This is a genomic window from Streptomyces sp. NPDC026500, assembly GCF_055567635.1.
On record NZ_JBVHQB010000044.1, the window covers coordinates 1 to 21,731 of the forward strand.

Consider the following 21,731-nt stretch of genomic DNA (forward strand, 5'->3'; position numbering starts at 1 on the left):
CCCTCAGCAGCCGCGCCGCCCTCCTCGACCCCCGGCGCCTGCTCCACGATGACGTGAGCGTTCGTACCACTGAAACCGAACGACGACACACCCGCCCGGCGCGCGCGGTCCACCTCGGGCCACGCCGAGGCCTCTCGTACGAGTGAGACCGCGCCCGCCGACCAGTCGATGTGCTGCGACGGCTCGTCGATGTGGAGACTGCGGGGCACCACGCCGTGCTGCATCGCGAGGACCATCTTGATCACGCCGGCGACACCGGCGGCGGCCTGCGTGTGACCGATGTTCGACTTCACCGAGCCGAGCATGAGCGGGCGTTCGGCCGGTCGTTCCCGGCCGTAAGTGGCCAGCAGCGCCTGCGCCTCGATGGGGTCGCCGAGCCCGGTCCCGGTGCCGTGCGCCTCCACCACGTCCACATCGGCGGCGGAGAGCCGGGCGTTGGTGAGCGCCTGATGAATCACACGCTGCTGCGACGGCCCATTGGGCGCAGTAAGGCCGTTGGAGGCACCGTCCTGGTTGACGGCGGAACCACGGACGACCGCGAGGACGGGCCGCCCGTTGCGGCGGGCGTCGGAGAGTCGCTCCAGGAGCAGCACGCCGACGCCCTCGGCCGGGCCGAAGCCGTCGGCGTCGGCCGCGAACGCCTTGCAGCGGCCGTCCCGGGAAAGGCCCCGCTGCTTGCTGAACTCCACGAAGAGGCCAGGCGTGGACATCACGTGCACACCGCCCGCGAGGGCCAGCGAGCACTCGCCGTTGCGCAGCGCCTGCACCGCCAGGTGGATGGCGACGAGCGACGCCGAGCAGGCCGTGTCGACGGTGACCGCCGGACCCTCCAGGCCGAAGGTGTACGAGAGTCGGCCGGACATCACGCTGGCGGCGTTGCCGGTGCCGAGGTGACCGGCGTAGTCCTCGGCGGCCTCCACCAGCGGGGTGAGGTAGTCGGAACCGTTGATGCCGACGAAGACACCGGAGCGGCTGCCGCGCAGCGTGGCCGGGTCGATGCCGGCCCGCTCGAACGTCTCCCAGGTGGTCTCCAGCAGGACTCGCTGCTGGGGGTCCATGGCCGTGGCCTCGCGCGGGGAGATGCCGAAGAAGGCCGCGTCGAAGGTGGTGGCGCCGGCGAGGAAGCCGCCCTCGCGGGTGATGGAGGTGTTGGGCTCGTCGGGGTCGTCGGAGAAGAGGTTGTCGAGGTCCCAGCCCCGGTCGGCGGGGAATTCGGAGAGCGCGTCCCCGTCGTTGCGCAGCAACTCCCACAACTCCTCCGGGGAGTTGGTGCCGCCCGGGTAGCGGCAGGCCATGGCCGTGATGGCGATGGGCTCGTGGGACCGGCTCTCGATGTCCCGCAGTCGCCCGTGGGCCTCGTCGAGTTGCGTCGTGACCTTCTTCAGGTACTCGCGGAGCTTCGCTTCGTTCGCCACTGGCGCTTCACCTGTTCGCATGGTCGAGAGCGTGGAGGTATTCGCACGTGCTCGGGATGGTTCGGGTCTGGTGTCTGGGGTCCCGGGATGTTCCTCAGGGGTCCCCAGGGGGCGGACGCACCGCCGGGCGGGCCGGCGGTGCGTCCGGGGCGGCGACGCGCCAGGAGGGGCGCTACGCCGAGGGGTGGTACGTCCGGGGGTGGTAGGCCCGGCGGTGGTACGCCCCGGGTGTGCGGCGGTTGAGCTCAGCCCTGGCCCAACTTCTTGTCGATGAGGGCGAAGAGCTCGTCGTCGCTGGCCTCCTCGATCTCGTTCGCCCCGTCGTCCTCGGTGATGGGACGGGCCTCGTTCCATCGGCCGAGCAGCGCCTGGAGCCGGACCGCGACGCTCGCGTGGAGCGCCTCGTCGTCGCCGACGACCTCGTTCGGCCGCCCGGGGTCGAGCGCGGAGAACATGCTCTCCAGCCGGTCGATCTCGGCGAGGAGGGACAGCTCGCGGGCAGGCGCCTCCGGGACGATCTCGGCCAGCAGGTGCCGGGCGAGGGCCGCCGGGTTGGGGTAGTCGTACACCAGGGTGGCGGGCAGTCGCAGTCCGCTCGCGGCGTTGAGCCGGTTGCGCAGTTCGACCGCCGTGAGCGAGTCGAAGCCGAGCTCCTTGAACGCCTGTTCCCCGCCGACGAGTTCGGCCGACCGATGGCCGAGCACGGCGGCCGCCTGGCCACGCACCAGGTCCAGCACGGTCCGCTCGCGCTCGGCGGGCGGGAGCGCGGTCAGGCGCTCGGCCAGCATCTCCTTCGCCGTGCCCTCGCCGGTCCCGTCCTGCCCCGGACGGGCGGTGGCGGGGACGGTCCGGCGCACCGGGGTGCGCACCAGATTGCGGAACATCGGCAGGATGCCGCCGTCGGCCGCACGGGCGCGCAGGGTGGGCGGATCGACGGCGACCGGCATCAGCACCGGCTCGTCGCTCGCCATGGCCGCGTCGAAGAGTGCCAGGCCGTGCGCCGCGTCGAGCGGCGCGACACCGCCGCGTGCGGCCCGGTTCCGCTCACGCTCGGTGAGCCGGCCCGCCATGCCGCGCTCCTCCGCCCACATGCCCCACACCAGGGACAGGGCGGGCAGGCCCGCCGCGTGCCGGTGCCGGGCGAGGGCGTCGAGGAGGACGTTGGCGGCGGCGTAGTTGGCCTGTCCGGCGCCGCCGAGGGTGCCCGCGGCGGCGGAGAACAGCACGAACGCCGCCAGATCCAGCTCACGCGTCAGTTCGTGCAGGTGCACTGCCGCCTCGGCCTTGGGCCGTAGCACCGCGTCCACCCGCTCCGGGGTGAGCAGGTCCACGAGCCCGTCGTCCAGGACGGCGGCGGTGTGCACGACCGCCGTCAGCGGGTGCTCGGCGGGTACGGAGGCGAGCAGCGCGGCCACCGCGTCGCGGTCGGCCACGTCGCACGCCGCCCAGGTCGCCGAGGCACCCAACTCGCGCAGATCTTCCACGAGTTCGCGCGCGCCTTCGGACTCCTCGCCGCGCCGGCCGACCAGCAGCAGATGGCGTGCACCGTGCTCGGCGGCCAGGTGCCGGGCGAAGAGCCGGGCGAGGCCGCCGCTCGCGCCGGTGAGCAGGACCGTGCCCTCGGGGTCCAGGGCCCGGCCGGTACCCGCCGGCGCGTTTTGCCGCACCAGCCTGGGGGCGAGGAACTCCGCCCCGCGCAGCGCGAGTTCGGGCTCGTCGGACGCGGCCGCGGTGGTCAGCGCCCGCAGGGACGCCTCCGTGCCGTCGACGTCCACGAGGACGAACCGGTCCGGATTCTCGGTCTGCGCCGCGCGCACCAGGCCCCACACCGGGGCGTGCGCCACATCGGAGATCTCGGCCTCCGGGCCCGCGGCGACCGCGCCCCGGGTGACGAGGACCAGGCGGGATCCGGCGAACCGGCCGCAGGCCAGCCACGCCTGAACGGTGGCGAGCGCCCGGTGCGTGGCCGCTCGTACGCCGCCGATCAGGTCCCGCTCCGACGCGTCGGCGGCCGTGAGGAACGGCACGTACACCGTGTCCGGCAGCTCTCGACCGGCCGCGACGGCTGTCTCCAGGGCCGCCAGGTCGGCGTATCCGTCGAGGTCGCGGCCCGCGCCGGCGAGGGCGTCGAGCAGTACCCGGTCCGGGTCCCCGACCACGACCGGGTCGGCGGCGGACGCGTCGGCCGGGACGGCCGAGGGCTGCCAGTCCAGCCGGAACAGCCCGTCCGTCCCGCCGGTCGGCGCGAGCGCGAACCGCTCGGCGTCGAGTTCCTCCGTCACCAGCGCGGCGACGGAGGCGAGCGGCGCGCCCTCGGCGTCGGCCAGCTCCACGGACACGGTGCCGTCGCCCTGCGGAGTGAGCGTCAGACGCAGCGCGTCCGCGCCCACCGCGTGCAGGCGCACACCGCGCCACACGACCGGCAGCCGGCACGCGGCCCCCTCGGTCACGGCCGTGACCTGCGCCACCGCGTCCAGCAGTGCCGGGTGCAGCCCGAACCGCCCGGCGGAGGGCTGGAGTTCTTCGGACAGCCGGGCCTCCGCGAACGTCTCCTCGCCGCGCGTCCACACCCGGGTCGGCGTGCGGAAGGCCGGGCCGTGGTGACGGTCCGCGCCGACGAGTCGCTCGAACAGGGTCCCGACCGGCACCTCCTGCGCACCGGCGGGCGGCCACGGGGACGTGTCGGCCCCGGTACGGGCGGCGGTGCGGGCCGTGCCGACGGCCAGCAGACCGGTGGCATTGCGCGACCACGCGCCGTCGGCGGCCGATTCGGCCCGGCTGTGCACCTGTACGGTGCGGCGCCCGGCGTCGTCCGCCGCGCCGACCGCGACCCGCAGCTGGACGGCCCCGGTCTCGGGCAGTACGAGCGGCGCCTCGACGGTGAGCTCCTCGACGGTGTCGCAGCCGACCTCGTCCCCGGCCCGCACCGCCAGCTCGACGAACGCCGCCCCGGGCACCACCACGCTGTCCGCCACCACGTGGTCGGCCAGCCAGGGGTGCGTACGCAGGGACAGCCGCCCGGTGAACAGGAACCCTCCGGAGTCCGGGAGTTCGACGGCGGCACCGAGCAGCGGGTGCCCGGCGTCACCGATGCCGGCCACGGTCACGTCACCGCTCTCCACGAAGGCGTCCACCCAGTAGCGCTCGCGCTGGAACGCGTAGGTGGGCAGGTCCACCCGGCGCGCGCCCGTACCGGAGTGGTACGCGGCCCAGTCGACGACGGTGCCGTGGACATGGGCGAGAGCGAGCGCCGTGGTCAGGGTTTCGGCCTCGTCACGGCCTGCGCGCAGGGCGGGGGTGAGGACGGTGGTGTCGGGGTGGTCGAGGCAGTCCTGGGCCATGGCGGAGAGGATCCCGTCGGGGCCGAGTTCGACGTACGTGGTCACGCCCGCGGCTTCGAGGGTGCGGATACCGTCGGCGAAGCGGACGGTCTCGCGGACGTGGCGGACCCAGAAGTCGGGGTCGGTCATGTCGTCGGTGACCACCGTGCCGGTCAAGTTCGACACGACCGCGATCCGCGGGGACTCGTAGCTCAGGCCCTCCACCACCTTGCGGAAGTCGGCGAGCATCCCGTCCATGTGCGGCGAGTGGAACGCGTGACTGACCGCGAGACGCTTGGACCTGCGGTCCTTGAACGATCCGGCGATCCTCTCCGCCTCATCCGCGTCACCCGCGATCACCACGGACCGGGGCCCGTTGATCGCCGCGATGCTCACGCGCTCACTCAGGAGCGGCGCGACCTCCGCCTCGGTCGCCTCCAACGCGACCATCACCCCGCCCTCAGGCAGGGCCTGCATCAACCGGCCTCGGGCCGACACCAGCGTGCAGGCATCGTCGAGGCTCAGCACCCCGGCCACGTGCGCAGCCGCGATCTCACCGATCGAGTGACCGGACACGAAGTCCGGTGCGAGGCCCCACGAGTCGACGAGGCGGAACAACGCGACCTCGACGGCGAACAACGCAGGCTGCGCGAACTCCGTACGGTTCAGGAGCTCCGCGTCGTCCCCGAACAGCACGTCCTTCAGCGGGAGTTCGAGGTCCATCCGGCTCGCCACCGCGTCCAGCGCCGCCGCGAACACCGGCTGGGAGACGTACAACTCACGCCCCATACCGAGCCGCTGGCTGCCCTGCCCCGTGAACAGGAAGGCCGTCTTTCGGTCCGCGCCGGCCACGCCCCGTACGACCCGGGTGTCGGTCCGGTCGGCCACCAGCTCACCCAGGGCCTCGAGGAAGTCCCCGAGGTCGGCGCCGACGACCACCGCGCGGTGGTCGAGCAGCGCGCGGCCGGCGGCCAGCGAGTGGGCCACGTCCTCGGGCCGCAGCCCGTCGTGGACGGCCAGGTGCGCCCTCAGGCGCTCGGCCTGGTCGCGCAGGGCCGCCGCGTTACGGCCCGAGAGGACCCACGTGGACGCGGTGGGCACGCCCTGCTCCCGTACGGCGTCGGGCTCCTCCGCGGCCGGGGCCTGCTCCAGGATGGTGTGCGCGTTCGTCCCGCTCACGCCGAAGGAAGAGATGCCGGCGCGGCGCGGGCGGCCCGTCTCGGGCCACGCGACGGAATCCGTCAGCAGGGAGACCTCGCCGGCGGTCCAGTCGACGTTCGGGGTGGGCTCGTCCACGTGCAGCGTCCTCGGGAGCACGCCGTGCTCCATCGCCAGCACCATCTTGATCAGACCGGCGACACCGGCCGCGGCCTGGGTGTGCCCGATGTTGGACTTCACCGAACCGAGGAGGAGCGGTTGGCCGTCGGTGCGGTCCTGGCCGTAGGTCGCCAGCAGGGCCTGGGCCTCGATCGGGTCGCCCAGTCGCGTCCCCGTGCCGTGCGCCTCGACGGCGTCGACCTCGTTTGCGGACAGTCCGGCGCTCGCCAACGCGGCGCGGATGACGCGCTGTTGGGACGGACCGTTGGGCGCGGTCAGACCGTTGGAGGCGCCGTCCTGGTTCACGGCCGAGCCACGGACCACCGCGAGCACCGGGTGGCCCTTGGCGCGGGCCTGCGACAGCGGCTCCACGAGCAGCATGCCGACGCCCTCGCCCCAGCCCGTGCCGTCCGCAGCCGCCGCGAACGCCTTGATCCGGCCGTCCGCCGCCAGACCGCGCTGCCGACTGAACTCCTCGAAGGCGCCCGGCGTGGACATCACCGTCACGCCGCCGGCCAGCGCCATGTCGCACTCGCCGTTGCGCAGCGCCTGCGCCGCCAGGTGCAGGGACACGAGCGAGGAGGAGCAGGCCGTGTCGACCGTGACCGCCGGACCCTCCATGCCGAACACGTACGAGAGGCGACCGGAGACGACGCTCGCGGAGTTGCCGGTGCTCATGAAACCGTCGCCGCCCTCGGCGGAGTTGAGGACGAGGTTGAGGTAGTCCTGACCGTTGGTGCCGACGAACACGCCCGTACGGCTGCCACGCACCGACGACGGGTTGATGCCGGCCCGCTCGAACGCCTCCCACGAGGTCTCCAGCAGCAACCGCTGCTGCGGGTCCATCGCCAGCGCCTCGCGCGGCGAGATCCCGAAGAAGCCGGCGTCGAACTCTGCCACGTCGTAGAGGAATCCGCCCTCCTCCGCATACACCTCGTCCCGGGCCCGCGAGCCGAGGACGGACTCGGTGTCCCAGCCCCGGTCGGTCGGGAACGCGCCGATGGCGTCCCCGTCGGCGGCCAGCAGTCGCCAGAAGTCCTCCGGTGTCCGTACGCCGCCCGGGAAGCGGCAGCTCATCGCGACGATGGCGATCGGATCGCCAGTGGTGACCGCGACGGGCGTAGCCGACCCCGACTCGGCCTGTTCGCCGAGGAGTTCGGCGCGCAGGTGGTCGGCGAGCACGGCGGAGGTCGGGTAGTCGTAGACGAGCGTGGCGGGCAGGCGCAGCCCGGAGGCCGCGTTGAGGCGGTTGCGCAGCTCGACCGCCGTCAGCGAGTCGAAGCCCAGTTCCTTGAACGCCCGTCCGGCGCCCACCCCTTCGACGCCCGCGTGGCCGAGGACGCCGGCCACCTCCGTGCGGACCAGATCGAGCAGCAGCCGCTCCCGCTCGCTCGGGGGCAGCTCGGCGAGCCGGCCCGCGAGACCCTGCCGTTCCGAGGCCGGGGCTTCGCCGCCGGTCGCGCCGGAACCGGTTTCCCGGGCCTCCGCGATCTCGGCGAACAGGTTGCTCGCCCGCGCGGCCGTGAAGGCGGGTGCGAAGCGCGCCCAGTCCACCTCCGCCACCGTGACGGCGGTGTCACCGGCGCCGACGGCCCGGTGCAGGGCCGTGACGGCGAGATCGGCGGCCATGGGCGGCACACCGCCCTGGCGCATACGGGCCTCCAGCGCCTGGTCGGCGGCCATGCCGCCGTCGGCCCACGGGCCCCAGGCGAGCGAGGTCGCGGCCAGCCCGTCCGCGCGGCGCTGCTCGGCCAGGGCGTCCAAGTAGGCGTTGGCGGCGGCATAGTTGGCCTGACCCGCCGTGCCGATGGTGCCGCTCATGGAGGCGAACAGCACGAAGGCATCGAGCTCTATGCCGAGTTCGCCCGTCAGCTCGTGCAGGTTGCGGGCCGATTCCGCCTTGGCCCGCAGCACGGACCGGATCCTCTCCGGGGTGAGGCCGTTCAGCACGCCGTCGTCCAGGATGCCGGCGGTGTGGACCACGGCCCTCAGGCCCTCCGCCTCGGCCGCCAACAGCTCGCGCAGCGCGTCCCGGTCCGCGGCATCGCACGCCACCACGGACACATCGGCGCCCAAGTGGGCCAGTTCGGCGGCGAGTTCGGCCGCACCCGGGGCATCCATACCCCGGCGGCTGGTCAGCACCAGGCGCTCGGCACCCTCGGCGGCCAACCTCCGGGCGACCTTGCCGCCCAGCACACCCGTACCACCCGTGATCAGAACAGTGCCGGAGGCGTTCCAGGTGGCCGCGCCTTCGGCGTGCGGAGCCCGGACCAGACGGCGACCGAAGGCGCCGGAGCCGCGCACGGCGACCTGGTCCTCGTCCGAGCCGGAGGCGAAGCCGGAAACGAGGCCGGAAGCGGCGCCGGTTCCGGCGAGCACGCCGGCGAACCGGGCTGCGGCCCGCTCGTCCAGCTCGGTGGGGATGTCGACCAGACCGCCCCAGCGGTCCGGGTGTTCCAGGGCCGCGACCCGGCCCAGGCCCCACACCTCGGCGGCGACGGGATCGGCGAGCCGGTCGGAACGGCCCACGGAGACCGCGCCACGGGTCACGGCCCACAGCGGGGCCTGGACAGCCGCGTCGCCGAGGGCCTGCACCAGCGCGGCCGTCTCCACCACGTCCAGCAGCGAGATCACACCGGCCACGTCGGCGAAGTCCGCGAGCAGCGCGGCGAGGGCCGCGCGGTCGGATCCCGCCGGGACGGCGAGCGTACGCACCTCGGCGCCCGCGCTTGTCAGCGCGGCCACCACATCGGCATCGCACCCGGCCCCGGCCGGCCACGCGACCAGCCACGAGCCCGACAGCCGGGCTCCGGCGGCCGTGTCGGCCAGCGGCTTCCAGGTGACGCGGTAGCGCCAACCGTCCACGGCCGACTGCGCCTTGCGACGCTTGCGCCACGCCGACAGGGCGGGCAGGACACCTGCCCAGCTCTCCCCGTCGCCGGACTCGACCGTCTCCGCCAGCGACTCCCGGTCCCCGCGCTCGACCGCGTCCCAGAACCGGGCGTCCACGGCGTCCGTGGTGCCGTCACCCGGCACGGCCCCGGTCCGGACGGCCTCCGGCCAGTAGCGCTGGTGCTGGAAGGGGTACGTGGGCAGGTCCGCGTACCGGGTCACGATGCCGGTCCCGTGGAAGGCGGCCCAGTCGACCGGGACGCCCCGGACGTGGGCGGTGGCCAGTGCGGTGACGACGGCCTCGGCCTCGATCCGGCCGCCGCGCAGCGCGGGCACGAAGCCGGCGTTCCCGTCGGTCACGCAGTCCTGGGCCATGGCGGACAGAACCCCGTCCGGGCCCAGCTCGACGTACATGGTGACACCGGCGGCTTCCAGGGCGCGGACACCGTCGGCGAAACGGACCGCCTCACGGACATGACGTACCCAGAACTCCGGCTGCGTGAGCTGCTCCGAAGCGAGAGCACCGCTCACATTCGAGATCACCGATATCTTCGGCAGCTCGTACGTCAGTGACTCCGCGACCTCGCGGAAGTCGTCGAGCATGCCGTCCATGTGCGGCGAGTGGAAGGCGTGACTGACGGTCAGCCGCTTGGACTTGCGGTCGCCGAACGATCCAGCGACCCTCTCGACCTCATCCGCGTCACCCGCGATCACCACCGAGCGCGGCCCGTTGATCGCGGCGATGCTCACGCGCTCGCCGAGCAGCGGCGTGACCTCGTCCTCGGCGGCCTGAAGCGCGATCATGACTCCGCCCTCGGGAAGGGCCTGCATCAGCCGACCCCGGGCCGACACCAGGCGGCACGCGTCCTCCAGCGAGAACACCTCGGCCACATGGGCAGCAGCGATCTCACCGATCGAGTGCCCGGACACGAAGTCCGGCCGCACACCCCACGACTCGAACAGCCGGAAGAGGGCGACCTCCACCGCGAACAGCGCAGGCTGCGCGAACTCCGTACGGTTCAACAGCTCGGCATCGTCCCCGAACAGCACGTCCTTCAACGGCCGCTCGAGATCCATCCGCACGGCGACCGCGTCGAAGGCATCGGCGAACACCGGGTACGCGGCGTACAACTCACGCCCCATCCCCAGCCGCTGGCTGCCCTGTCCGGTGAACAGGAACGCCACCTTCCCACCGGCCCCCGAGCCACGGACGACACCGGGGGCCGCGCTGCCCTCGGCGACGGTCGCGAGTCTGGCCAGCAGGCCCTCGCGGTCCCCCGCCACCACGGCGGCCCTCTCCTCGAACGAGGACCTCCCCAGCGCCAGGGCGCGCCCGACCTCGGCCGCAGCCTGTTCCGGAGCGACCGTCACATAGGCGAGCAATGCTCGCGCCTGGTCCCGCAGGGCGGAGTCGGTCTTCGCCGACAGCAGCACCGGGAGTACCGGGTGCTCGGAGGGGGCGGCGGCTGCGGTTGCGACTGCGATGTCCGGAACGGCCGGTTCCGGGGCCTGCTCCAGAATGGTGTGCGCGTTCGTCCCGCTGAAGCCGAACGAGGAGACCCCCGCGCGGCGCGGGCGACCCGTCTCGGGCCACGCCACCGTTTCCGTCAGCAGGGCGATGTCACCGGCGTCCCAGTCCACCTGTGGGGACGGCTCGTCGACGTGCAGCGTTTGGGGCAGCATCCCGTACCGCATCGCCATGACCATCTTGATGATGCCCGCCACGCCGGCCGCGGCCTGCGTGTGCCCGATGTTCGACTTGATCGACCCCAGATGCAGCGGCAGCCCTTCGTCACGGTCCCGGCCGTAGGTCGCCAGCAGCGCCTGCGCCTCGATCGGGTCACCCAGCCGCGTGCCCGTGCCGTGCGCCTCCACCGCGTCCACCTCGGCGGCGGTCAGCCCCGCACTGGCGAGCGCCGCCCGGATGACACGCTGCTGCGAGGGACCGTTCGGAGCGGTCAGGCCATTGGAGGCACCGTCCTGGTTGACGGCCGAACCACGAACCACGGCCAGGACGGGATGGCCGTTGCGGCGAGCGTCGGAGAGGCGCTCCACGAGCAGCATGCCCACGCCCTCGCCCCAGCCCGTGCCGTCGGCGGCCGCCGCGAAGGCCTTCACGCGACCGTCGGAGGCGAGCCCCCGCTGGCGGCTGAACTCGATGAAGGTGCCGGGCGTGGACATCACCGTGACGCCGCCCGCCAGGGCCAGGTCGCACTCGCCGTTGCGCAGCGCCTGGATGGCCCAGTGCAGTGCGACCAGCGAGGAGGAGCAGGCCGTGTCGACCGTGACCGCGGGGCCCTCCAGGCCGAAGACGTACGAGAGCCGGCCGGAGACCACACTGGCGGCGGTGCCGGTCCCGAGGTGGCCCTCCAGGCCCTCGGAGTCCTCGAGCAATACGGAGAGGTAGTCCTGGCCGTTGGTGCCGACGAACACCCCTGCCTGGCTGCCCCGGAGCGTCTCCGGGTCGATACCGCCGCGCTCGAACGCTTCCCACGAGGTCTCCAGCAGCAGCCGCTGCTGCGGGTCCATGGCCAGCGCCTCGCGCGGCGAAATACCGAAGAACTCGGCGTCGAAGTCGGCCGCGTCGTACAGGAACCCGCCCTCACGGGCGTACGACGTGCCCTGCGCGCCGGGGTCGGCGTCGTAGAGCGCGTCCACGTTCCACCCCCGGTCCAGCGGGAGGTCGCTGATGGCGTCGCCGCCGGACGCGAGCAGTCTCCACAGGTCCTCGGGGGTCCGTACGCCGCCGGGGAAGCGACAGCTCATCGCGACGATCGCGATCGGGTCGTCGGTGGAGACGGCCACAGCCGGCAGCACCGCGCCGGACACCTCGACGCCGCCCATGAGTTCGCCCCGCAGGTAGGCGGCGAGAGAGGACGCGGTCGGGTAGTCGTAGACCAGGGTGGCCGGGAGTTTGAGACCGGTGGCGGCACCGAGCCGGTTGCGCAGCTCCACGGCGGTCAGCGAGTCGAAACCGATCTCGCGGAAGGCGCGCCCCGCCTCGATCTCGTCGCCGTCGGAATGCCCCAGTACCTGGGCGACCTGAGTGCGCACCAGGTCGAGCAGGAACGCCTCACGGTCGCCCGCGGGCAGCTCCTGGATCCGCCGGGCCAGTGACGGGCCGGGCTGCGCGGCCTGACCGTTGACGGCACGGGTGGCCGCGACCTCGGGGAGCTCGGCGAGGAGGTTGCTCGCCCGGACGGCCGTGAGGCCCGGGGCGTAGCGTTCCCACTCCACGTCCACGATCATCAGCGCGGCCTCGGTGGAGCCGACGCTGTGGACCATCGCCGTCAGCGCTGCCTCGGGCGCCATCGGCGGCACACCGCCCTGGCGCATTCGGGCCTCCAGCGCCTGGTCGGCGGCCATGCCGCCGTCGGCCCACGGGCCCCAGGCGAGCGAGGTCGCAGCCAGGCCGTCCGCGCGGCGCTGCTCGGCCAACGCGTCCAAGTAGGCATTGGCGGCAGCATAGTTGGCCTGACCCGCCGCACCGAGCGTGCCACTCATCGAGGAGAACAGCACGAACGCATCGAGCTCGATGCCGAGTTCGACGGTCAGCTCGTGCAGATTGCGGGCCGAGTCCGCCTTGGCCCGCAGCACCGACGCGAAACGCTCGGCGGTCAGGGAGTCCAGCACACCGTCGTCCAGGACACCGGCCGTGTGCACGACGGCCGTCAGCCCCTCCACCTCGGCCGCCAGCAGCTCCCGCAGCGCGTCCCGGTCCGCGGCATCACACGCCACCACGGACACATCGGCGCCCAAGTCGGCCAGTTCGGCGGCGAGTTCGGCAGCACCCGGGGCATCCGTACCCCGGCGGCTGGTCAGCACCAGGCGCTCGGCACCCTCGGCAGCCAACCTCCGGGCGACCTTGCCGCCCAGCACACCCGTCCCACCCGTGATCAGGACGGTGCCGGACGGGGTCCAGGAACCCTGGCTGTGAGGGGCGCGGACGAGACGGCGGGCGAAGACGCCCGAGTCCCGCACGGCAATCTGGTCCTCGTCAGAACCGGAGCCCGCGAGTACGCCGGCAAACCGGGCCGCGGCCCGCTCGTCCAACTCGGCCGGAACATCGACCAGACCACCCCAGCGCTCCGGGTACTCCAGTGCCACGACCCTGCCCAGCCCCCAGACACCGGCGGCAACCGGGTCCGTCAGCCGGTCGGAACGGCCCACGGAAACCGCGCCCCGCGTCACCGCCCACAACGGAGCCGCCACGTCGGCATCGCCCAGCGCCTGCACCAGAACGGCGGTGTCCACCGCACCCAGCGACGAGACGACACCGGTCACGTCGGCGAAGTCGGCGAGGAGGGCGGCGAGCGCCGTGCGGTCGGATCCCGCCGGGACGGCGAGCGTACGCACCGCGGCACCCGCACCCGACAGCGCGGCCACCGCGTCCGCGTCGCCCGCGCCCTCGGCGCCCGACACCACCAGCCACGTACCGCTCAGCTCGCCGTCAGGGCTACTGGTCAGCGGCTTCCAGGTGACCCGGTAACGCCAACCATCCACCTCCGCCTGGGCCTTGCGGCGCTTGCGCCAGGCCGAAAGGGCCGGCAGCAACTCGGTGACGGTGGCGTCACCCGCCACATCCAGCTCAGCGGTCAGCGCGGCCAGATCCTGCTGCTCGACCGCGTCCCAGAACCCGGCGTCCGCGACCGGAGCGGTCCCGCCGATGACGGGAGCACCGGTGGACAGGACAGTGTCCGGCCAGTAGCGCTTGCGCTGGAAGGCATACGGGGGCAGGTCCACGTGCCCGGCGCCCGTACCGGCGAAGAAGGCGGACCAGTCGACGGCCGCGCCGCGAACGTAGCCCTGAGCGAGGGCGGCGACGGCGGTCTCGGCCTCGTCACGCCCGCCCCGCAGGGCGGGGACGAAGACAGCGGCGTCGGCGTTCTCGACGCAGTCCTGGGCCATGGCGGAGAGCACACCGTCCGGACCCAGCTCGACAAACGTGGTCACGCCCTGGGCCTCCAGGGCCCGCACTCCGTCGTGGAAACGGACCGCCTCGCGGACGTGACGGACCCAGAACTCGGGCTGCGTCAACTGCTCCGAAGCAAGAGCACCGCTCACATTCGAGATCACCGGTATGCGCGGCAGCTCGTAGGTCAGGGACTCCGCGACCTCGCGGAAGTCGTCCAGCATGCCGTCCATGTGGGGCGAGTGGAACGCGTGACTGACGGTCAGCCGCTTGGACTTGCGGTCGCCGAACGATCCGGCGATGCGCTCGGCCTCCTCGGCATCTCCCGCGATCACCACGGACTGGGGGCCGTTGATCGCGGCGATGCTCACCCGCTCCGACAGCAGCGGAGAGACCTCGTCCTCCGTCGCCTGGAGGGCGATCATCACGCCACCCTCGGGCAGCGCCTGCATCAGCCGACCCCGGGCCGACACGAGCTTGCACGCGTCGTCCAGCGAGAACACCCCGGCCACATGGGCGGCAGCGATCTCACCGATCGAGTGCCCGGACACGAAGTCCGGCGCGAGGCCCCACGACTCGAACAGCCGGAACAACGCCACCTCTACGGCGAAGAGCGCGGGCTGCGCGAACTCCGTACGGTTCAACGCCTCGGGGTCGTCCCCGAACAGCACGTCCTTCAACGGCAGTTCGAGGGTCATCCGCTCCGCGACCGCGTCCAGCGCCGCCGCGAACACCGGCTGGGACGCGTACAGCTCCCGCCCCATCCCCAGCCGCTGACTCCCCTGCCCGGTGAACAGGAAGGCGAGGGCGCCACTGTCGACCGCGCCCCGGACCAGACCGGCCGAGGCCCCACCCTCGGCGAGAGCCGTGAGCCCGGCGGCCAGACCCGCGTGCCCATCGGCCGGGGTGCCCAGCAGCACCGCGCGATGCTCCAGGGCGGCACGGCCGGTGGCGAGCGAGTGGCCGACATCCAGGACGTCGACCGGACCCTCTGCAAAGGTGCGCAACCGGACGGCCTGAGCCCGCAGCGCCTCGGCCGTACGACCGGAGACGAGCCACGGCAGCACCGGCAGAACGCGAGACGCCTCGGGCGCCAAGACCGGCGCGTCGTCGGGAGCCTGCTCGACGACGGCATGAGCGTTGGTACCGCTGTAGCCGAAGGAGGAGATGCCGGCGCGGCGCGGGCGGCCGGTCTCCGGCCAGGCCACGGCCTCGGTGAGCAGTGAGATGTCCCCGACGGACCAGTCGACGTGCGGGGTCGGCTCGTCGATGTGCAGGGTCCTGGGCAGCACGCCGTGGCGCATGGCCATGACCATCTTGATGACGCCGGCGGCACCGGCGACGGCCTGGGTGTGGCCGATGTTGGACTTCACCGAGCCGAGCCACAGCGGCCGGTCGGCCGAGCGCCCCTGGCCGTACGTGGCCAGCAGCGCCTGCGCCTCGATCGGGTCACCGAGCGCCGTACCCGTGCCGTGCGCCTCGACGGCGTCCACGTCCGTGGCGGACAGGCCGGCGTCGGCGAGGGCCTCGCGGATGACGCGCTGCTGGGACGGACCGTTGGGGGCGGTCAGACCGTTCGAGGCGCCGTCCTGATTGACGGCGGTGCCCTTGATGACCGCGAGGACCGGGTGGCCGTTGCGGCGCGCGTCGGACAGGCGCTCGACCAGGAGCAGGCCGACGCCCTCGGACCAGCTGGTGCCGTCGGCGGAGGCGGCGAAGGCCTTGATCCGGCCGTCGGCGGCCAGCCCGCGCTGTCGGCTGAACTCGGTGAACGCGCCGGGTGTGGACATGATCGTCACAGCGCCGGCGAGCGCCATCGTGCAGGTGCCGCGCCGCAGCGCCTGGGCCGCGAGATGCAGGGTGACCAGGGACGACGAGCAGGCCGTGTCGATGGTGACGGCCGGCCCCTCCAGGCCGAAGGTGTAGGAGATGCGGCCGGAGACGACGCTGGCCGCGTTGCCGGTGCCGAGGTGGCCCTCCAGGCCGTCGGAGTCGTTGAGCCAGAGCTGGAGGTAGTCCTGCGCGTTGGAGCCGACGAAGACGCCGGTGCGGCTGCCGCGCAGGGTCGCCGGGTCGATGCCGGCCCGCTCGAAGACCTCCCAGGTGGTCTCCAGCAGCAGCCGCTGCTGCGGGTCCATCGCCAGCGCCTCGCGCGGCGAGATCCCGAAGAGGCCCGCGTCGAAGAGCGCGGCGTCGTGCAGGAAACCGCCCTCTCGGACGTAGGAAGTGCCCTCCTGGTCGGGGTCGTCGCTGTAGAGGGTGTCGAGGTCCCAGCCGCGGTCGGCGGGGAAGGCGGTGATGCCGTCACGGCCCTCGACGAGCATGCGCCACAGGTCCTCGGGGGAGGTGATGCCGCCGGGGAAGCGGCAGCCCATGGCCACGATGGCGATGGGGTCGTCGGACTCGTCGGTGGCGGTCCGCGCGATCGCGGCGCTGCCGGCCGGGGCGGCCAGGTCGCCGACGATCTCCTCTCGCAGGTACGCGGCGAGCGCGGTCGCGGTCGGGTAGTCGAAGACGAGCGTGGCGGGCAGCCGGCGCCCGGTGGCCTCGCCGAGCAGGTTGCGCAGTTCGACGGCGGTCAGCGAGTCGAAGCCGAGCTCCTTGAAGGAGCGGCCGGGCTCGACGGAGGCGGACCCGGGGTGGCCGAGGGCGGCGGCGACCTGCTTGCGCACGAGGTCGAGCAGGACCCGGTCCTGTTCGGCGGCCGGGAGGCCGGCCAGGCGTCGGCGCAGTCCGTCCTCGCCGCCCGCGAAGGCCGCGCCGGTGGCGGTGCGGCGCGCGGGGACACGGACCAGGCCGCGCAGCAGCGGGGCCACGGTGCCGGAGCGGGCCTGGGTGCGCAGCGCGGCGGTGTCGATGCGCATGAGGACCGGGGCGGGCTCGTCGAGCCGGTGCGTCAGGTCGAACAGGTCCAGGCCCTCGGCGGTGGTCAGGGGCGGCAGACCGTTCCGGCGCATGCGGCCGATGTCGGATTCGGTGAGGGTGCCGGCCATGCCGTCGGCGTCGGCCCACAGTGCCCAGGCGGTGGAGGTGGCGGGCAGCCCCAGGTGCCGGCGGTGCTCCGCGAGGGCGTCGAGGAAGACGTTGGCGGCCGCGTAGTTGCCCTGGCCGGGGCCGCCGAAGACACCGCCGATGGAGGAGAAGAGGACGAAGGCGGTGAGGTCGAGGTCCCGGGTCAGCTGGTGCAGGTTGCAGGCCGCGTCCACCTTGGGGCGCAGCACGGCCGAGAGCCGCTCGGGGGTGAGGGAGGCGATCACGCCGTCGTCGAGGACACCGGCCGTGTGCACGACCGCGCCGAGCGGGTGCTCCGCGGGCACGGCGGCCAGGACGGCGGCGAGCGCGTCCCGGTCGGCCACGTCGCAGGCCGCCCAGGTGGCGTCGGCGCCCAACTCGACGATTTCCGCGGAGAGTTCCGCGGCGCCGGGCGTGTCCGCGCCGCGGCGGCCGACCAGCAGCAGGTGCCGTACGCCGTGTTCGGTGACCAGGCGGCGGGCGACCAGGCCGCCGAGCATGCCGCCCGCGCCGGTGACGAGCACGGTGGCGTCGGGGGCGTACGTGACGACGGGTTCGGTGTCGTCCCCCTCCTCACGCACCGGCACGCGGGCCAGGCGGGGGGCGTGCGCGGTGCCGTCGCGCAGCGCGAGCTGCGGTTCGCCCGCGTCGAGCGCGGCGGGCAGGGCGCGTACGGAGGAGTCGAGGCCGTCGGTGTCCAGCAGCAGCAGCCGGTCGGGGTACTCGGACTGCGCGGAGCGCAGCAGACCCCACACGGCGGCGTGGACGGGGTCGGTGACGGTGTCGCCGACCGCACCGCGCGTGACCACCACGAGCCGGGCGTCGCCGAACCTCTCGTCCCCGCACCACTGTTGGACCAGCGCGAGCGCGCGGTGCGCGGCGTCGTGCACGGCCTCGGCCTCCACCCGCGGCGTACCGTCGACGGTGTGCGGGCCGAAGCCGACGAACACGGCGTCCGGGACGGGCGTGCCGTCCGCGACGGCCCCCGCCAGCTCGGTCAGGTCTGCGTACGCGCCGATTTCGCCGCCCGGCGCCGTACGCAGCGCCTCGAATGCCGTATCGGACGCGGCGCCGGGCACGGCATCGGACATGGCATCGGACGTGGTCTCGTTTCCGGCCTCGTGACCGGTGAGCACGTCGGCCGGATCGCCGAGCACAGCCCAGCGCAGGGTCCGCGCGGGCGTTTCGGCGGGGGCCGGCAGCGCCGTCCACTCGGTGCGGAACACCGACTCGTGGTGCGCGGCGCGGGCGCCCCGCAGCTGGTCGGCGGAGACGGTGCGCAGCACCAGCGAGTCGACGGTGGCTACCGGTGCGCCGCCGGCGTCCGCGATATCCAGGCGCACGCCGTTGGCACCGGCCGGGGCCAGGCGCACCCGCAGGGCGTCGGCGCCCGCGGCGTGCAGACGTACCCCGGTCCAGGCGAAGGGCAGTCGGCCCTCGCCTTCGGTACCGCCCAGCACGCCGAGCCCGAAGGCGTGCAGGGCCGCGTCCAGCAGCGCGGGGTGCAGTCCGAAGTCCCGTGCGGCAGCGGCGTGTTCCTGAGGAAGGGCGACCTCGACGCAGACCGCGTCACCGTGCCGCCAAGCAGTGGTCAGGCCCTGGAACACGGGGCCGTAGCCCATGCCGACCTCGGCGAGGTCCGCGTACAGGCCGTCGACGGCGAGCGGTTCGGCGCCGGGCGGCGGCCAGTCGGTCAGGTCGGCGCCGGTCTGCGTCGCGCCCTGGCCGAGAAGGCCGGAGGCATGCCGGGTCCACGGCTCCTCGGTGGCGTCCTGCGGCCGGGAGGAGAGCGAGAAGGTACGGCGCCCGGAGCCGTCCGCGTCGGGCGCGCCGAGGTGGATCTGCACCTGGACGCCACCACGCGCGGGCAGCACCAGCGGCGCCTCCAGCGTCAGCTCCTCCAGGACGTCGCAGCCGACCTGGTCACCGGCGTGGACGGCGAGCTCGACGAAGGCCGTGCCGGGCAGCAGGACCGTGTCCATGATCGCGTGGTCGGCCAGCCAGGGATGGGTGTCCAGCCCGAGCCGGGCGGTGAGCAGCAGCCCCTCGGTGTCGGCGAGCGTCACGGCGGCGCCGAGCAGGGGGTGCCCGACCTCCTCCAGACCGACCGCCCGCACGTCCCCGGCCCGCACGCCGGGCGCCAGCCAGTACGTCTGGCGCTGGAAGGCGTACGTCGGCAGGTCCACACGGCGCGCGCCCGTACCGGCGAAGTACGCGGCCCAGTCGACGCGCGTGCCGTTGACGTGCGCGAGGGCGAGCGCGGTGACGGCGGTCTCGGCCTCGTCGCGGCCGGCGCGCAGGACGGGGACGAAGGCAGCGGCGTCGTCGCCCTCGATGCAGTCCTGGGCCATGGCGGACAGGACGCCGTCGGGGCCGAGTTCGAGGTACGTGGTGACGCCCGCGGCTTCCAGGGCTCGGATGCCGTCGTCGAAGCGGACCGCCTCACGGACGTGCCGCACCCAGAACTCGGGCTGCGTCAGCTCCTCCGAAGCGAGAGCACCGCTCACATTCGAGATCACCGATATCTTCGGCAGCTCGTACGTCAGGCTCTCCGCGACCTCGCGGAAGGCGTCGAGCATGCCGTCCATGTGCAGCGAGTGGAAGGCGTGACTGACGGTCAGCCGCTTGGACTTGCGGTCGCCGAACGATCCGGCGACCCTCTCGACCTCCTCCGCATCACCGGCGATGACGACGGACCGCGGCCCGTTGATCGCCGCGATGCTCACCCGCTCGTTCAGAAGCGGCGTGACCTCGTCCTCGGTCGCCTGGAGCGCGATCATCACGCCGCCCTCCGGCAGCGCCTGCATCAGCCGACCACGGGCCGACACGAGCTTGCAGGCGTCCTCCAGCGAGAACACCCCGGCCACATGGGCAGCAGCGATCTCACCGATCGAGTGCCCGGACACGAAGTCCGGCCGCACACCCCACGACTCGAACAGCCGGAAGAGGGCGACCTCCACCGCGAACAGCGCAGGCTGCGCGAACTCCGTACGGTTCAACAGCTCGGCATCGTCCCCGAACAACACCTCACGCAAGGGCAGTTCGAGATCCAGCCGCTCCGCCACCGCGTCCAGCGCCGCCGCGAACACCGGCTGCGAGGCGTACAACTCACGGCCCATACCCAGCCGCTGACTGCCCTGCCCCGTGAACAGGAAGGCAAGCTTGCCGGCGACGGCGGAGCCGCTGACGGCACCGGGGACGGTGCGCCCCTCGGCGAGGGCGGCGAGGCCGGCCAGCAGGCCCTCGCGGTCGCCCGCCACGACCGCGGCCCGCTGCTCGAAGGCGGCGCGGCCCAGCGCCAGCGAGCCGCCGATGTCGGCCGGGCGCAGCTCGGGGTGCGCTTCGACGTGCGCGAGCAACCGGCGGGCCTGGTCGCGCAGCGCGTCCTGCCCCTTGGCGGACAGCAGCCAGGGCACGACCGACGGCCCGGCCTCCGCGGCGGGCGCGCTCTCGGACGCGGGCTCGGCGACCGCCTCGGGAGCCTGCTCGATGATCGTGTGGACATTGGTGCCGCTGACGCCGAAGGCGGAGACGCCGAAGCGGCGCGGGCGCCCGGTCTCGGGCCAGGCGCGCTGCTCGGTGAGCAGCTGCACGGCACCGGCGGACCAGTCCACGTGCGAGGTCGGTTCGTCCACGTGCAGGGTCCTGGGCAGCACCCCGTGGCGCATGGCCATGACCATCTTGATGATGCCCGCGACACCGGCCGCGTTCTGGGTGTGGCCGAGGTTGGACTTCAGCGAACCGAGCCAGAGCGGCCGGTCGGACTCGCGACCCTGGCCGTACGTGGCGAGCAGCGCCTGCGCCTCGATCGGGTCGCCGAGCGTCGTACCCGTACCGTGCGCCTCGACGGCGTCCACGTCGGCGGTGGTCAGTCGGGCGCTTTCCAGGGCCTGGTGGATGACGCGCTGCTGGGCGGGGCCGTTGGGGGCGGTCAGACCGTTGGAGGCGCCGTCCTGGTTCACGGCGGAGCCGCGCACGACGGCGAGGACCTGGTGGCCGTTGCGGCGCGCGTCGGAAAGGCGCTCCACCAGGAGCACGCCGACGCCCTCGGACCAGCCGGTGCCGTCGGCGGACTCGGCGAAGGACTTGCAGCGCCCGTCGGGCGACAGGCCGCGCTGCCGGCTGAACTCGACGAAGACGTCCGGGCCCGCGAGGACGGTGACACCGGCGGCGAGCGCCAGCGAGCACTCGCCGTTGCGCAGCGCCTGGACGGCCATGTGCAGGGCGACGGACGAGGAGGAGCAGGCGGTGTCGACGGTGGCGGCGGGACCTTCCAGACCGAAGACGTACGCGAGCCGGCCGGAGGCGACGCTGGAGGCGGTGCCGGTGAGCAGATGGCCTTCGACGCCGTCGGGCAGCTCGGTGGTGGCGGCGCCGTACGCGTTGGCGGAGGCGCCGACGAAGACGCCGGCGCGGCTGCCGCGCAGTGAGGTCGGGTCGATGCCCGCGTGCTCGAAGACCTCCCAGGTGGTCTCCAGCAGCATGCGCTGCTGCGGGTCCATGGCGAGGGCCTCGCGCGGCGAGATCCCGAAGAACGCGGGGTCGAAGTCGGCCGCGTCGGGCAGGAATCCGCCCTCGCGGGCGTAGGTGGTGCCCTCGTGGTCCGGGTCGGGGTCGTAGAGGGACTCGATGTCCCAGCCGCGGTTCTCGGGGAACCCGGAGACGGCGTCGGCGCCGCTCTCGACGAGGTGCCACAGGTCCTCCGGGGACCGTACGCCGCCGGGGAAGCGGCAGCTCATGCCGACGATCGCGATGGGTTCGCGCGAGGCGTCGGTCAGCTCCTGGTTCCGACGGCGCAGCCGCTCGGTTTCCTTGAGGGAGGCCCGCAGCGCTTCAACGACTTTTTCGTCGGGGGTTGTCATC

The 21,731-nt window shown here is 73.4% G+C and carries 2 protein-coding genes; both read right to left on the bottom strand.

All coding sequences use genetic code 11. The features are described from left to right. The coding region (locus tag ACZ4N5_RS41270; protein ID WP_467762109.1) for a type I polyketide synthase at positions 1-1,415 on the bottom strand (1,415 nt) is incomplete at its 3' end. A 245-nt stretch (positions 1,416-1,660) separates the two neighbouring features. Then, positions 1,661-21,730, bottom strand: a complete 20,070-nt coding sequence (locus tag ACZ4N5_RS41275) for a type I polyketide synthase (protein WP_467762110.1) — start codon at positions 21,728-21,730, stop codon at positions 1,661-1,663. Position 21,731 lies beyond the last annotated feature (1 nt).